The organism is Streptomyces sp. NPDC092045 (genome assembly GCF_044756005.1).
Lineage (GTDB): Bacteria > Actinomycetota > Actinomycetes > Streptomycetales > Streptomycetaceae > Streptomyces.
This window is the reverse complement of record NZ_JBIVSC010000023.1, coordinates 49,757-64,814: the sequence shown is the minus strand read 5'-3', so window position 1 is coordinate 64,814 and position 15,058 is coordinate 49,757. Positions and strand designations below refer to the sequence as shown.

At 73.8% G+C, this 15,058-nt stretch carries 10 protein-coding genes; 3 read left to right on the top strand and 7 right to left on the bottom strand.

Going from position 1 to position 15,058, the window contains the following annotated elements; translation table 11 throughout:
* Positions 1-5: 5 nt before the first annotated feature.
* Positions 6-1,229: an outer membrane lipoprotein carrier protein LolA gene (locus tag ACIQKA_RS31310; protein WP_390110721.1), complete on the bottom strand. Its 1,224-nt coding sequence runs from the start codon at positions 1,227-1,229 to the stop codon at positions 6-8.
* Between the two features lie 245 nt (positions 1,230-1,474).
* Here ACIQKA_RS31310 and ACIQKA_RS31305 point away from each other — a divergent pair, with 245 nt between their 5' ends.
* Positions 1,475-3,766 carry an FUSC family protein gene (locus ACIQKA_RS31305; RefSeq protein WP_402543046.1) on the top strand — a complete coding sequence of 764 codons (2,292 nt, stop codon included), beginning with the start codon at positions 1,475-1,477 and terminating at the stop codon, positions 3,764-3,766.
* Here ACIQKA_RS31305 and ACIQKA_RS31300 read toward each other — a convergent pair.
* Positions 3,763-4,773 (bottom strand): polyprenyl synthetase family protein, encoded by a 1,011-nt coding sequence (locus ACIQKA_RS31300; protein WP_383157063.1) that lies wholly within the window; start codon positions 4,771-4,773, stop codon positions 3,763-3,765. The two genes, ACIQKA_RS31305 and ACIQKA_RS31300, sit on opposite strands and share 4 nt — an antisense overlap.
* A 263-nt stretch (positions 4,774-5,036) precedes the next feature.
* Between ACIQKA_RS31300 and ACIQKA_RS31295 the strand changes: the two genes are divergently transcribed.
* Positions 5,037-6,977, top strand: coding sequence for a CocE/NonD family hydrolase (locus tag ACIQKA_RS31295; RefSeq protein ID WP_402543052.1), 1,941 nt, complete (start codon positions 5,037-5,039; stop codon positions 6,975-6,977).
* A gap of 29 nt (positions 6,978-7,006) precedes the next feature.
* Here the strand turns inward: ACIQKA_RS31295 and ACIQKA_RS31290 are convergent, their stop codons facing one another.
* Entirely contained in the window at positions 7,007-8,332 is a 1,326-nt protein-coding gene (locus tag ACIQKA_RS31290; protein WP_391094398.1) for a peptidase, read from the bottom strand.
* Between the two features lie 287 nt (positions 8,333-8,619).
* Between ACIQKA_RS31290 and fahA the strand changes: the two genes are divergently transcribed.
* The gene (fahA, locus tag ACIQKA_RS31285; RefSeq protein WP_383184977.1) at positions 8,620-9,849 is read left to right on the top strand and encodes a fumarylacetoacetase; all 1,230 of its coding nucleotides are present in this window, start codon (positions 8,620-8,622) and stop codon (positions 9,847-9,849) included.
* A 47-nt stretch (positions 9,850-9,896) separates the two neighbouring features.
* Here the strand turns inward: fahA and ACIQKA_RS31280 are convergent, their stop codons facing one another.
* From ACIQKA_RS31280 to ACIQKA_RS31265, 4 genes are all read right to left on the bottom strand, one after another.
* Positions 9,897-10,721: a carbohydrate-binding protein gene (locus tag ACIQKA_RS31280; protein WP_390110714.1), complete on the bottom strand. Its 825-nt coding sequence runs from the start codon at positions 10,719-10,721 to the stop codon at positions 9,897-9,899.
* A 42-nt stretch (positions 10,722-10,763) separates the two neighbouring features.
* Positions 10,764-11,687 carry an AraC family transcriptional regulator gene (locus tag ACIQKA_RS31275; RefSeq protein WP_383157073.1) on the bottom strand — a complete coding sequence of 308 codons (924 nt, stop codon included), beginning with the start codon at positions 11,685-11,687 and terminating at the stop codon, positions 10,764-10,766.
* 138 nt (positions 11,688-11,825) lie between these two features.
* Positions 11,826-13,487 carry an NADH-quinone oxidoreductase subunit NuoN gene (nuoN, locus tag ACIQKA_RS31270; RefSeq protein ID WP_383157074.1) on the bottom strand — a complete coding sequence of 554 codons (1,662 nt, stop codon included), beginning with the start codon at positions 13,485-13,487 and terminating at the stop codon, positions 11,826-11,828.
* Positions 13,484-15,055 carry an NADH-quinone oxidoreductase subunit M gene (locus ACIQKA_RS31265; protein ID WP_351969379.1) on the bottom strand — a complete coding sequence of 524 codons (1,572 nt, stop codon included), beginning with the start codon at positions 15,053-15,055 and terminating at the stop codon, positions 13,484-13,486. The genes nuoN and ACIQKA_RS31265 overlap by 4 nt, the downstream gene beginning before the upstream one ends.
* Positions 15,056-15,058: the final 3 nt, after the last annotated feature.

The following is a 15,058-nucleotide window of genomic DNA, read 5'->3' as shown; positions in this document are numbered from 1 at the left end:
GCCCGCTACTCGCCGGCGTTCGCCGCGTCCACCAGCGCGTCCTTCGTGACCGCGCCGACGTAGACCTTGCCGTCGTCGGTGAGCAGCGCGTTCACCAGCTTCGTCCGGAAGACGGTGCCCGAGCCGAACTTCCCGGTGACCTCGTCGCCGAAGGAGTCCAGGAAGCCCTGGATCTCCTTCGGCGCCCCGTCCGTCCCGGGCACCGGGGCGCCGGTGTCGAACTTCGCGACGGCCGTCCAGCCCTCGCCGATGACGTTCAGGCCCTCGCCGAAGTCCTCGAAGCCCTTGCCGAACTCCTTCTCGAAGTCCTTCCCGAAGTCCTCGGGCAGCTTCTCCGGCTTCCGCGCCTCCTCCGCGCCCTCCGTCACCTTCGCGCCCTTCGGCGCCTCGAAGGCGAAGACCGAGGCGTCCGGCCGGGCGAAGTCGACCTTCGTGAAGCCCGCGTCCACGACCGGCTTGCCGCCCTCCACCGAGGAGAGCGTGAACTTCAGCGGGGTGCCGTTCGCCGCGTCCACCGCGATCTTCACCGACGCGACCGTCGAACCGGCCTGCTTCGGCTTGATCAGGAGCTGGTACGCGTCCCGGCCCGCCACCTTCGCCGTGCCGTCGACCGTGATCGACGTGGTGTCGCCGGCCGCCTTCAGGACCTCGTCCGCGAGCTCCTTGGGCGTCGCGGGCAGCTCCTCCCTCCCGGCCTCCGGGCCCCCGGACGCGCCCTTCTCGTGGAAGACCTCGTTCGACTTGCTGTCGTAGGCCCAGACGTCGTCGCCGTTGTGGATCAGGCTGTACTCGTCGGAGCCGTCGAGCAGGGTGAGCCTCTGGCGCTCGGGGCCGTCCGCCGCCAGGCGCAGCGTGTGGGTGCCCGAGGCGAGTTCGGTGAGCTTCTGCGAGGGGTCCGCCGTGGAGGAGGCCGCCCCGCCGCCCAGGCCCCCGAGACCGGACGCCAGGCCGCCGAGGGACGGCAGGCCCAGGTCGGTGGAGACCTTGAAGGTGCCGGAGAGGGTCTGGGTCTCCGAGCCCGCGATCTTCTCGATGAGCTGCTGGGCCGTGATTCCGGGAAGGTCCGGGTCGCCGGACGCCGCGAGCGCCGGGACCAGGCCGATGGTCGCCGCGGCCACCCCGGCCACCGCGACGGGGACGACGTACCGGCCCGCCCTGCGACGGACCCCGCCGCGGGTCTCGTCGCGGATCTCGTCGACGGTCTCGCCGGGGACTTCGTTCGCTGCCATGGTCTCCGCTACCTCCGTGCGCCCTGGAGAGGCCCCGAGCGGCCTCATGTGGTCGATGTACCCCATCTCACCAAACGGGGGAACGGAACGCGTCAGCCCCCGGGATCAACCTCGCCTACCCCTTGGGGATGACCCGACCCCGAGACCGACGGGGACCCCCACATGCGGAGCTCCCGGTTCCGCGAAGGCGGGGCCCGCGCTCCCGGGCGAGACTGGCTGGAGGGGGCGGGGCGAGAGGAGCCGTCATGGCCGAGGGGCTCTCCGCGGTGGCGCGCACCGGGCGCCACGCCGCGCACGTCACGGCCGCGACGGCCGCCGGGTTCTATCCGGCGCTGTACCTCCTGGACCGGCCGGTGGCCGGGATCTACGCCCTGTTCACCCCCATCGCGTTCGGCATCCTCTCGCCGCTGCCCGGAGCGGGCCGGGACCGCGCCGCGACCGTGCTGCGGGCGGTGCCGGCCGCCGCCGTGCTCGTCGCCCTCGGGACCGTCCTCGCGGTCGGGACCTGGCCGGCCGTCGCGGGCATGCTGGCGGTCGGGTTCGCGCTGGCCTTCGGGGCGGCCTGCGGGCCCCGGACCGCGGGCGCCGCCCCCGGGCTCCAGCTCTTCTACATCCTGGCCTGCTTCCCGCCGTACGAGCCGGGGACCCTGCCGCAGCGCCTCGTCGGGCTCGTCGTCGGCGGGGCGCTCCTGGCCCTGGCCGAGGCGGTGCTCTTCCCGGACGCGCCGGAGCCCTCGTACCGCGGGCGGATCGCGGACGCCCTGGACGCGGCGGCCCGTGCCGCCTCGGGGGTCGTGCGCGGGCGGGTGCCGGACCCGGAGGCCGCCGGGCGGCTCGGGGCGGCCGGGCGGGGGCTGCGCCTGTCGCGGCTGCCCGCCGGGGCCCGGCCGACGGGCGCGGGCCGGACGGACCGGGCCCTGGCCCAGGCGGGGGCCGCGACCCGCCGGCTCCTCGACCAGCTCGCCCTGCTCGCCGCGCACGTCCCGGCGCCCGGGGACACGGTCTCGGCGGACCTGCTGCGGGGGATCGCGGCGAGCTGCACGGAGACGGCGACGGCGCTGCGGAAGGGTGGCCGGGCGCGCCGGGGCCGGGTCCTCCCCGGCCCGCAGCTCCTCGAAGAGATGGTGGCGGACTTCCTGAAGGCGCGCGGCGGGGCCGCCGCCGGGCCGGAGCCCGTCCCGCGCGCCGTCCTGGTCCGGCGGTCGACGGTCCTGACGGCGGCGGTGTCGGCGGTGACCGTCCGCACGGCCGCCTCCCTCGCGCTCGGCGGCCGGGAGCGGCTCCACGGGCTGCCCCGCGAGCAGTTCTGGTACGCGGCGGCGGGGCCGGTCCGGCTGGTGGCCGTCCGCGTCAGGGGCAATCTGACCCGGCGCTCCGTCGTCTTCCAGAACGCGCTGCGCACCGCGCTCGGCCTGGCGCTGGCCCGGCTGGTGGCCGGGTCGCTCGACCTGTCGCACGGCTTCTGGGTGCTGCTCGCCGTCCTGACGCTGGGGCGGACCACGGCGGGCGCCACCTGGTCGGCCGTGCGGTCGGCCGCCGCCGGGACGCTGGCGGGGGCGTTCGCGGCCGGGCTGCTGATCGTGGGGGCCGGGGGCGCGTCCGACGTGTACGCGGCGCTGCTCGTGCCGATGATGCTGGTGGCCTTCGCGCTGGGCCCGCTCGGCGGCCCGGCGCGGGGCCAGGGGCTGTTCACGCTGGTCGTCGCCACGGCCTTCGCCCAGATCGCGCCGGTGACCTGGCGGCTCGCGGAGGCCCGGCTGGTCGACGTGCTCACCGGCAGCGCGATCGGCCTGCTGTGCGGCCTGCTGGCCTGGCCCGCCGGGGCCCGCGCCGAGATCCGGTACGCGATGTCGGCCCTGCTGCGGTCCGCCGCACCGGTGGTGCGGGCCACGGCGGCGGCGGTGACGGACGGGAGCGGGGAGGGCGGGAGCAGGGAGGAGAGGGACGGGAGCGCGGCGGACGGGAGCGGGGAGGAGGAGATCGGGAGCGCGGCGGACGGGAGCGGACGGGACGGGAGCGGGAAGGACAGGGCTCCGGCCGGACCACCCGCGCCCCCCTCGGCCCCCGGGAACCCCTCCCCCGGCGTGCGGCTCACCCTGCACCGGCTCCGGATCGCCGAGGCGGCCTACGCGCAGTACCGGACGGAGCCCGCCGCGTCCGGTCCCGAGGCCGCCCACGACTGGCTCGCGGTGCTCGACCACGGGTCGCGCACGCTGGTCGGCGCCTACTGGCTGCCCCGTACGGACGGCATGCCGGGGCTGCCGCCGGAGGCCCGGCGCTGGGCGCGGGAGGCGGCCGAGGAGGTGGTCGCGGCGACCGTGCGGGCGGCGGGATTCCCCCCGGACGGCGTACGGGCCGAACCCGCGCCCCTGCCGCCGGAGGTGGCGGAGCGGGTCCCCGCGCCGCTCCTGGCCCCGCTCACGGACGTGGAGGTCTGGCTCCGGGCACTCGCCCGGGACCTGGAGACGGGCACGGGCCCGCAGGCCCCGCAGGCCCCGCAGGCCCCACAGGCCCCGCAGGCACAGGACGCCCCCTAGCCCGCCCGGTGCACCACCGCGTCGCACAGCTCCGCGAGCGCCGACTTGGCGTAGCCGTCGGGCAGCGGGGCCAGCATCGCGCGGGCCTCCTCCGCGTAGCGCACGGTGTCCCGGCGGGCCTGCTCCAGGGCCGGATGGGCGCGCAGCCGGCGCAGGACCTCGGCGTGCCGGGCGTCGTCGGTGAGGTCGCCGTCGACGAGGGCGACGAGTTCGACGTCCTCGGGGCGCCCGTGCGCGGCGGCCGCGGCCCGCAGGTGCAGGACGGGCAGGGTCGGGATGCCCTCGCGCAGGTCGGTGCCGGGGGTCTTGCCGGACTCGTGGGAGTCGGAGGCGATGTCGAGGACGTCGTCGGCGAGCTGGAAGGCGACGCCGAGCCGCTCGCCGTACTGGGTGAGGGTGTCGACGACGCCCTCGTCGGCGCCGGCCATCATGGCGCCGAAGCGGCAGGCGACGGCGACGAGGGAGCCGGTCTTGCCGCCGAGGACGTCGAGGTAGTGGTCGACGGGGTCGCGGCCGTCGGTGGGTCCGGCCGTCTCCAGGATCTGGCCGGTCACCAGGCGCTCGAACGCCTCGGACTGGATGCGGACGGCCTCCGGGCCGAGGTCCGCGAGCGTGTGGGAGGCGCGGGCGAAGAGGAAGTCGCCGGTGAGGACGGCGATCGAGTTGCCCCAGCGGGTGTTGGCGCTGGGGACGCCGCGTCGGACGTCGGCCTCGTCCATGACGTCGTCGTGGTAGAGCGTGGCGAGGTGAGTCAGCTCGACGACCACGGCGGCGGGCACGATGCCGGGCGCGTGGGGGTCGCCGAACTGGGCGGCGAGCATCACGAGCAGCGGGCGGAAGCGCTTCCCGCCGGCCAGGACGAGGTGCTGCGCGGCCTCCGTGATGAAGGGGACGTCGCTCTTGGTGGCGTCCAGGAGGCCCGCCTCCACGGCCGCCAGACCGGTCTGGACATCGGCCTCAAGAGCCTGGTCCCGCACGCTGAGGCCGAACGGCCCGACGACGGTCACGAAGGGGTCTCCTGTCTGCTGACGCCTGCTGTCGATCACATGGTCGGCAGCGATCACACGGAACGATCAGGCGGATTGTCGATGTGTCGCTGGATTCACTCAAGCCAGCGTATCCGGTCACCTTTCGATCACCGTGGGCGCCTTCCCGTCACCCCCGGTATGTTCGTGATCAGACGATACGAGCAGGAGTAGGCGCTTTGTCCCGAACAAGCATCCGCACCGACTTCCCGTACGAGACCCGCCGCGAGGACGTCCGCATCCCGATGCCGGACGGCGTCCCGCTGTACGCGCGCGTGTGGCGCCCGGTCACCGAGGAGCCCGTACCGGCGCTCCTGGAGTACCTGCCGTACCGCCTGACCGACTGGACCGCGCCCCGCGACCAGCAGCGCCACCCCTGGTACGCGGGCCACGGCTACGCCTCCGTACGGGTGGACGTGCGCGGCCACGGCAACAGCGGGGGCCTGCCGGGCGACGAGTACGACGCGACCGAGCTGGCGGACGGCGTGGCCGTGGTGAACTGGCTCGCCGAGCAGCCCTGGTGCACGGGGAGCGTCGGCATGTTCGGGATCTCCTGGGGCGGCTGCAACGCGCTCCAGGTCGCCGCCCTCGCCCCCGAGCCGCTGAAGGCGGTCGTCACCGTCTGCTCCACCGACGACCGGTACGACAACGACGTGCACTACATGGGCGGCTCGGTCCTCGGCGTGGGCACGCACGCCTGGGGCGCCGCCGTGCTCGCCTTCTCCTGCCGGCCGCCGGACCCGGAGCACGTCGGCGACGAGTGGCGGGCGATGTGGCTGCGGCGCCTGGAGGCCGTGGAGCCGCTCGTCGACACCTGGCTCTCGCACCAGACCCGGGACGCGTACTGGAGGCACGGCAGCGTCTGCGAGGACTACGGCGCGATCGGGGCCGCCGTCCTCGCCGTGGGCGGCTGGCACGACCCGTACCGGGACACCGTGCTGCGGCTCGTCCGGCACCTGCCGGCGGACCGGGTGCGCGGGATCGTCGGGCCCTGGTCGCACCAGTACCCGGACCGGGGGCTTCCGCCCGGGCCCGCGATCGGCTTCCTCCAGGAGACCCTGCGCTGGTGGGACCACCACCTCAAGGGGGCCGCGAACGGCGTGATGGACGGGCCCCTGCTGCGGTCCTGGATCAGCGACTCGCACCCGCCGGCCACCGTCTACGAGGAGCTGCCGGGCCGCTGGGTCGCCGACCCCGCCTGGCCGTCCCCGAACGTCACCCCCGTGACGTACGGCTTCCAGGGCTCCCCGGTGGTCGTCGACTCGCCCCAGCAGACCGGGATCGACGCGGGCCGCTTCCTCCCCTTCGGCAACGACGCCGACCTGCCGCCCGACCAGCGCGAGGAGGACGCCCACTCGGCCTGCTTCGACTTCCCCGTGCCCGAGGACGGCGACCCCGTCGAGATCCTGGGCCGCCCGTCCGTGACCCTGTCCCTGCGCGCGGCCGCGCCCACCGGGCAGGTGATCGCCCGGCTCTGCGACATCGCCCCGGACGGCTCCTCCACCCTCGTCACCCGGGGCGCCCTGAACTTCTCCGCCCGCCACGGCCGCGACCGGGCCGAACCGGCCCTGATCGGGGAGACGGAGGCGTTCGTCTTCGAACTGAACGGCATCGGCCACGCCTTCGCGCCCGGCCACCGGGTGCGGCTCGCGGTCTCCTCCACGTACTGGCCGTGGATCTGGCCCCGGCCCGACGCGGCGGGCTTCACGCTCGACCCGGCGGGCTCCTCCCTCACCCTGCCGGTCCGCCGCCGCACCGAGGACGCGGTCGCGTGGGAGGAGCCGGAGCAGGCCGCGCCGCTGGAGGTCGCGCACCCGGCCGCGCCGGAGGAGCGGCGCCCGGAGCGGGTGGTGGTCCGGGACGTGGCCAAGGGCGAGTGGCGCCTCGAAGTCGATCCGAAGTACGGCGGCACGCGCGTGTACCCGGACGGCCTGGAGTGCACCGAGGACGCCCTGGAGACCTGCACGATCGAGGAGAGCGGCCCGTTGACCGCCCGCACCCGCTCGGACTGGACGATCCGGCTGCGCCGGCCCGACCGGGACTGGGACGCCGGCGTGGAGACCCGCTCGGAGATCACCTGCGACGCGGAGGCCTTCCACACCTGGAACGAGGTGGTGTGCCGGGAGGGCGGCGAGGTCGTCTTCCGGCGCACCTGGAACAAGCGGATCCCCCGCACGGCGGGCTGAGCGCCGCCGCACGGGGGATCCGGGCCTGCTTACGCCTGCGAACCGGCCTTGCGGCGGCGGGCGACGAACACCGCGCCGGCACCGAGGGCGACGGCCCCGGCGGCGGCGAGGCCGATCATCGGCAGGGCGTCGTTCGAGCCGGTGGCGGCGAGGCTGCCGTTGGTCACCGGGGTGCTGGACGAACCGCCCTGCTGGGTGGTGCCGGTGTTGCCGGTGGTGCCGGTGGTGGGCACCGGGGCGGGCGTCGTGGTCGACGGCGACGGGGTCGGCTTCGGCTTCGGCTTGTCGCCCTTGGCGGCGAGGATGTCGAACTGGGCGGTCGCGGGCTCCTGGCCGATCCCGCAGGAGCGGTCCTCGTTCTCGTACGCGCCGATGGCGAAGACGACGCCGGGGCCCGCCGGGGTCTCGGGGTCGACCGTGAGGCGCAGCTTCACGTCGTAGTGGCCGCCCTTGACCAGCTTGCCGACCTCGATGGCGTCCTTGTCCTCGGTCACCGGCGTCCACTCCAGGACGTCCGCGGAGGACCACTCGACGGTGATGTACTCCTTGAAGAAGTCCTCCTCCTCGATGCTGTCGGGGAGGGCGGCGGCGAAGGCGTAGGCCTCGACCTCGTCCAGGGTCTTCTTCGAGGTGTTGGAGACGCGCAGCGAGAAGACGGCGCTGGTGCCGGCGGTGACCTTCTTCGGACCGCCGAGGACGACCTTGACGGTCTTGCTCTCCGCGCACTCCTGACCGATCGCCTCGAAGGCCGCCAGGTCCGCCCTGGCCTTCTCGAGGGCCATGATCGCCACTTCCTCGTTGCTCAGGGCGATGTCGATGGCGTTATCGGCCTCGTGGATCGCGTTGCGGAGGGCGGTGCCGGTCCGCTCCTTGTCCGCGACGACGCCGGGGACGAGGGCCTCGATCTCGGCCAGGGCCTTCTTCGCCAGCTCGACGGCCGCGGCGGCGGCCTCCCTCTGCTCGGGGGTGGCGTCCTCGGTCAGCTCCCGCTGGGCCTTCTCGGCCTCGCTGAGCTTCTCTCCGGCGGCCTCCCTGTCCTGGCCGACCTTGTTGACGGCCTTGACGGCGGCCTTGTACGCGATCACGAGGGGGTGGTCGGCCTTGTCGAGGGCCTTCCGGTCCGCCTTGGCCTTGTCGAGGACGGCGACGGCCGCGACGTGTGCCTTCTGCGCCTCGGTGACGGCGTCCTGCAGTTCCTTGTGCGTCGGCGGCTTGGCGTCCTTGCCGGCCGCCGGCTTCTGCGGGGAGGCGGACGACGGCTCGGTGCCGGCGAAGGCGGGGGCGGCGGACAGGAGCACGACCGGCGTGGTGACGGCGGCGGCCACTGCGGTCGCGAGAATGCGGCGGATCTTCACGTTGTGGACCTTTTCCTGGTCAGGGGGTCGAAAAAAGAGCGGGGCGTGCTCCTGCGGCTACTTCACGCGGCGCGACGCCACCGCGATCGTAGGTCCCGGCGCCCCGCCCCGGGAGACCCGTTTTCGCGGCCCGGATACGGGAGGAGGCACCATCGGGCACCCAAAGGGAACGAACGCGGACAGTTGCCCACGGAGGCCGCGCTTTCCGTGTGATCCATGTCATCCGCGCCCGGCGGCACGACCCGTAACGTGTCCCCCAACACCCGTGGAAAGCGAGGCAAGCACCGATGTCCGAGCACAGCCCGCTCGACCTGGCCGAGGGCGATCCCTTCGGCCCGCACAACCTCCCGTACGGCGTCTTCTCCACCGCCGAGGAGCCCGACCGGCGCCGGCTCGGCGTCCGGATCGGCGGGTACGTGCTGGACGCGGGGGCCGCGGCGCACGCGCTCGGCTCCCCCTACGCGTCACTGCTCGCACAGCCGAGCCTGAACCCGCTCCTCGCCGCCGGGCGGACCGCCTGGCGCGACGTCCGCCGGGCGCTCACGGCGTGGGTGACGGTCCCCGCGCACCGGGCGGACGTCGAGCCGCTCCTCCACCCGCTGGACGCGGTGACGCTGCACCTGCCGTACGAGGTCGCGGACTACGTCGACTTCTACGCGAGCGAGCACCACGCGACCAACGTGGGCCGGATCTTCCGCCCCGACGGCGAGCCGCTGACCCCCAACTGGAAGCACCTGCCGATCGGTTACCACGGACGGGCGGGCACGGTGGTGGTCTCCGGGACCGACGTCGTACGGCCCTCCGGGCAGCGCAGGGCGCCCTCCGACCCGGCCCCGGTCTTCGGGCCGTCGGTGAAGCTGGACATCGAGGCGGAGGTCGGCTTCCTGGTCGGCACCCCCTCGGAGCTGGGCCGGCCGGTGGCGCTCGGCGACTTCCGGGAGCACGTCTTCGGCCTGACGCTGCTCAACGACTGGTCGGCGCGGGACGTGCAGGCCTGGGAGTACGTGCCGCTCGGCCCGTTCCTCGGCAAGTCGTTCCAGACGTCGGTCTCGGCGTGGGTGACGCCCCTGGAGGCCCTGGACGCGGCCCGCACCGCCCCGCCCGCGCGGGACTTCCCGCTCCTGCCCTACCTGGACGACGCGGACGAGGAGGAGCAGGGCGGCTTCGACCTGCGGATCACGGTCGAGATCAACGGCGAGGTGGTGGCCGAGCCGCCGTTCTCCTCGATGTACTGGACGGCGGCCCAGCAGCTCGCCCACATGACGGTGAACGGCGCGTCGCTGCGCACGGGCGACCTGTACGGCTCCGGGACGGTCTCCGGTCCCGAGGTGGACCAGCGCGGTTCGCTCCTGGAGCTGACCTGGAACGGCCGCGACGCGCTCGAACTGTCCGGCGGGAAGCGGACGTTCCTGGAGGACGGCGACGAGGTCGTCCTGACGGCGTGGGCTCCGGGCCCGGACGGCACCCGGGTCGCCCTGGGCGAGGTCCGGGGCCGGATCGCCCCCGCCGTCGGCTGAGCCGCCCCCGGGGCGCGGGCCGCGGGCCGCGGCACGCGCCCGGGGTCTCAGACGGCCCGCCAGAGGGCGGGGGCGTTCGGCGGCTGCCAGCCGGGCTGGGCGGTGTGCGCCTGGAGGCAGACGTAACCCGTCCCGCCGTAGGTGGCGACGTCCCCGGCCCGGTAGGAGGTGCCCACCGCCCAGCTGCCCCCCGGCGGCTGGGTGGTCTGGGTGGGCGTCGGCGTCGGGCCGGGGTTCTGCGGCACGTCGAGGACGAAGTCGAAGGCGGCCTCGCGCGCGCCGCCCGCGTCCCGGACGGTCATGAGCAGCCGCGGGTCGAAGAGGCTGTCGGTGTTGTTGCGGGGCTCGCCCGGGAAGTACAGCTGCGTGGTGAGCACCGGGCGGCCGGGGGCCTGCGCCTTGACGTGGATGTGCCGGGTGCGGCCCGGGTAGAGGCCGGGCACGATCGTGGTGAGCTTGAAGGAGCCGTCGGCGCCGGTGAACTGGTGGCCGCGGAAGCGGAACCCGGTGTTGTCGTAGGCGCCGTTGGTGTCGGCCTGCCAGAAGTCCAGCAGTACGCCGGATATCGGCCGGCAGGCGCGCCCGAAGACGTATCCGCTGACGGTGAGCCGGACGCCGGGGGTGTTGGACTCCAGCAGGCTGGAGCGCAGCGGGGAGTTGGGCTTGAAGTACGGGCCCTCCATCTGCGCCGGGGTGGGGTCGTCGCCGTCGTCGCACGTGGGGGTGAGGGCGGGCGCCTCCTCGCCGCCGGTCAGGGTGCGGGCGAGCGCGGGGACGCCCATGAGCACCGCGGGGGCCGCCATGCCGGCCGCGAGCGCGGCCCGCAGGACGGTCTTGCGGCTGACGTGCCCGGTGCTGGTCTCGTGGTCCATGTGCCTGGCTCCTCGGGTGGGGGGCTGGGATCGGCAATGAACCTAGGGGCCCGCGGCACCGGGTTCGATGGACGGAACGCGGCGGTCGTGGTCTTTTCGGAAGCGCCCGGGGCTGCGGCCGACCTCCCTCCGGAAGAACCGGCAGAAGTAGGCGGCGTCGTCGAACCCGACCCGGGCGGCCACCTGCCGCACGGGCAGCCCGGTGGCGACGAGCAGCCGCTGCGCCTCCCGCACCCGCTCCTGGCGCAGCAGCGCGGCCGGCGTGCGGCCGGTGGCCGCCCGCACCACCTCGGTGAGGTGTCCGGGGGTCACCCCGATCCGATCGGCGCACTCCCGCACGGAGAGGCCGGCGGTCCCGGCGGTGCGGGCGAGCCGCAGGAACTCCTCGGCCAGGCCGCGCGGCGGCGGCAGGTCCCCGCCCGCGCCGCCGGGCAGCCGGGAGGCCCGGACGAGGAGCACGTGGAGCAGGGACCGCAGCACCCCGGCGAATCCGTCGGCCCCGTGCCGGTACTCCTCGGCCAGGTCGCCCATCAGCAGGCTCGTGCGCGCGTGGGTGGCGGCGTCGAGGTCGACCCAGGGCCGTTCCCCGAGCCGCCGCAGCAGTTCCTCGTCGTCGGGCCCGCCGACCAGGAACTCGGGCGTGAAGAGGACGAGCGACCCTTCGAGTCCGCGCACGCCCTCCCACTGGTGCACCTGTCCGGGCAGGATCACCCCGAGCTGCGGCGGCCGCACCTCGTACCGGTCCAGGTCGAGCACGTGGACGCCGCTGCCCTCGGTGACGTGCACGATCTCGTAGAAGGTGTGCCGGTGCGGGTACGCGGCCCGGGACATCGGTCCCATCGCGTCGAATCCCCCGGCCGCGAAGGGCACCCGGTCGGGCAGGCGGAGTTCGAGGCGGTGCACGGGCGGGTCGCCGGCCCTCGGGGCGTCGCAGGGGGTGCCTGGTAAGACGGTGGTGCCGCGCATCGTGCCGCTTCCCTTCCGAGGACTGGTACAGACCATTCGGGGCGGCTTCCACGATGGCACGGCGGCTGCCGGGGGTGAAGTGCGCGGAAGGGCCCGGCTCCTGGAGGAGCCGGGCCCTTCGCGCGCGTCCGTCCGGGGCTACCGCACGAACACGCTCGCCTGGTTCGCCAGGTCCAGGAAGTACTGCGGCGCGAGGCCGAGGACCAGGGTGACCGCCACGCCCGCCGTGATGGCGACGGTGGTGAAGGCCGAGGGGACGGCGACCGTGGGGCCGTCCGTCCTGGGCTCGCTGAAGAACATGAGCACGATGACCCGGACGTAGAAGAAGGCCGCGATCGCCGAGGAGATCACGCCGACCACCACGAGGGCGCCCGCGCCGCCCTCCGCCGCCGCCTTGAAGACCGCGAACTTCCCGGAGAAGCCGGAGGTCAGCGGGATGCCGGCGAAGGCGAGGAGGAAGACCGCGAAGACCGCCGCGACGAGCGGCGAGCGGCGCCCGAGACCGGCCCACTGGGAGAGGTGGGTGGCCTCGCCGCCCGCGTCCCGGACCAGGGTGACGACGGCGAAGGCGCCGATCGTCACGAAGGAGTACGCGCCCAGGTAGAACAGGACGGAGGAGATGCCGTCGGGGGTGGCGGCGATGACGCCCGCGAGCAGGAAGCCCGCGTGCGCGATGGACGAGTACGCCAGGAGCCGCTTGATGTCGGTCTGGGTGATGGCGACGATCGCGCCGCCCAGCATGGTGAGGATCGCGACGCCCCACATGACCGGCCGCCAGTCCCAGGTGAGGCCCGGGAGCACCACGTAGAGCAGGCGGAGCAGCGCGCCGAAGGCGGCGACCTTGGTTGCGGCGGCCATGAAGCCGGTGACCGGGGTCGGGGCGCCCTGGTAGACGTCCGGGGTCCACATGTGGAACGGCACGGCGCCGACCTTGAAGAGGAGTCCCATGAGGACCATGGCGAAGCCGATGAGGAGCAGCGCGTCGTTCCCCATGGTGTCGGCGAGCGCCGGGTTCACCGAGGCGACCGTCCCGTCGACGACGTCGGCGATCGTGGCGTACGAGACGGAGCCCGCGTAGCCGTAGAGCAGGGCGATCCCGAAGAGCAGGAAGGCCGAGGAGAAGGCGCCGAGCAGGAAGTACTTGACGGCCGCCTCCTGCGACATCAGCCGCTTGCGGCGGGCGAGGGCGCACAGCAGGTACAGCGGGAGGGAGAAGACCTCCAGGGCGATGAAGAGCGTCAGGAGGTCGTTGGCCGCCGGGAAGACCAGCATGCCCGCGACGGCGAAGAGGGCGAACGGGAACACCTCGGTGGTGGTGAACCCGGCCTTGACCGCCGCCTTCTCGTGGTCGCTGCCGGGCACGGCGGCGGCCTCGGCGGCGAAGGAGTCGACCCGGTGGCCGTGGTCGGCCGGATCGAGCCTGCGCTCGGCGAAGGTGAAGACCGCCACGATCGACGCGAGCAGGATGGTGCCCTGGAGGAAGAGGGCGGGCCCGTCGACCGCGATGGCGCCCATGGCCGCGATGTGGGCCTTGGTGGAGCCGTAGCCGCCGGCCGCCAGGCCGACGACGGCGGCGAAGGAGGCGGCGAGCGCGAGGACGCTCAGGAAGACCTGGGCGGTGTAGCGGCCCCTGCGGGGCACGAAGGCCTCGACGAGGACGCTGAGGACCGCGGCGCCGACCACGATGAGGACGGGCGCGAGCTGCGTGTACTCGATGTGGGGCGCCGGGATCTTCTCCAGCGGCTCGGCTGCGGTCGCCCACAGGGTGTGGACGGAGGATGCGACAGCGGGAGTGCTCACTTGGCCGCCTCCACTTCTGGCTGGGGGTCCTTCTGCTGGACGTCGGACATGGTGTGCCGCACCGCCGGGTTGACGACGTCCGTCAGCGGCTTCGGGAACACCCCGAGGAAGATCAGGACGGCGATCAGCGGGACGACCACGGCCAGTTCGCGCGGCCGCAGGTCGGGCAGCTTCCGGACCTCCTCCTTCACCGGCCCGGTCATCGTCCGCTGGTACAGGACGAGGGTGTAGAGCGCGGCGAGGACGATGCCGGTGGTGGCGATGACGCCGGCCACCGGGTAGCGGGCGTAGGTGCCGACCAGGACCAGGAACTCGCTGACGAACGGCGCGAGTCCGGGCAGCGACAGGGTCGCGAGGCCGCCGATCAGGAAGGTGCCGGCGAGCACCGGCGCGACCTTCTGCACGCCGCCGTAGTCGGCGATGAGCCGCGAGCCGCGCCGGGAGATCAGGAATCCGGCGACCAGCATCAGGGCGGCGGTCGAGATGCCGTGGTTGACCATGTAGAGCGTGGCGCCGGACTGGCCCTGGCTGGTCATCGCGAAGATGCCCAGGACGATGAAGCCGAAGTGCGAGATGGACGCGTAGGCGACCAGGCGCTTGATGTCCCGCTGGCCGACGGCGACGAGCGCCCCGTAGACGATGCTGATCAGGGCGAGGACGACGATCGCGGGCGTGGCCCACTTCGAGGCCTCGGGGAAGAGCCCCAGGCAGAAGCGGAGCATCGCGAAGGTGCCGACCTTGTCGACGACGGCGGTGATGAGGACGGCGACCGGGGCGGTGGCCTCCCCCATCGCGTTCGGCAGCCAGGTGTGCAGCGGCCACAGCGGCGCCTTCACCGCGAAGGCGAAGAAGAAGCCGAGGAACAGCCAGCGCTCGGTGCTGGTGGCGATCTCCAGGGAGCCGTTGGCCCGGGCCCCGGCGATCTCGGTGAGCGAGAAGTTCCCCGCGACCACGTACAGGCCGATGACGGCGGCCAGCATGATCAGGCCGCCGACCAGGTTGTAGAGGAGGAACTTGACGGCCGCGTAGGAGCGCTGGGCCGCCGCGTTCTCGTCGGAGCCCGCGTGGGCCCGGTCGCCGAAGCCGCCGATGAGGAAGTACATCGGGATGAGCATGGCTTCGAACAGGATGTAGAAGAGGAAGACGTCGGTGGCCTCGAAGGAGAGGATCACCATCGCCTCGACCATGAGGATCAGGGCGAAGAAGCCCTGCGTCGGCCGCCACCGCTTCGACGAGGTCTCCAGGGGGTCGGCGTCGTGCCAGCCGGCCAGGATGACGAACGGGATCAGCAGCGCGGTGAGCGCGATCAGCGCCACCCCGATGCCGTCCACGCCCAGCTCGTACCGGACCCCGAAGTCCTTGATCCAGGCGTACGACTCGGTGAGCTGGTACCGCTCGCCGCCGGGCTCGAACCGTGCGAAGACGATTCCGGCGAGGACGAGCGTGGCGAGCGAGACGAGCAGCGCCAGCCACTTGGCGGCGGTGCGGCGGGCGGCGGGCACGGCGGCGGTCAGGATCGCACCGACCGCCGGCACCGCTGCCGTCACCGTAAGGAGCGGGAAAGACATGGG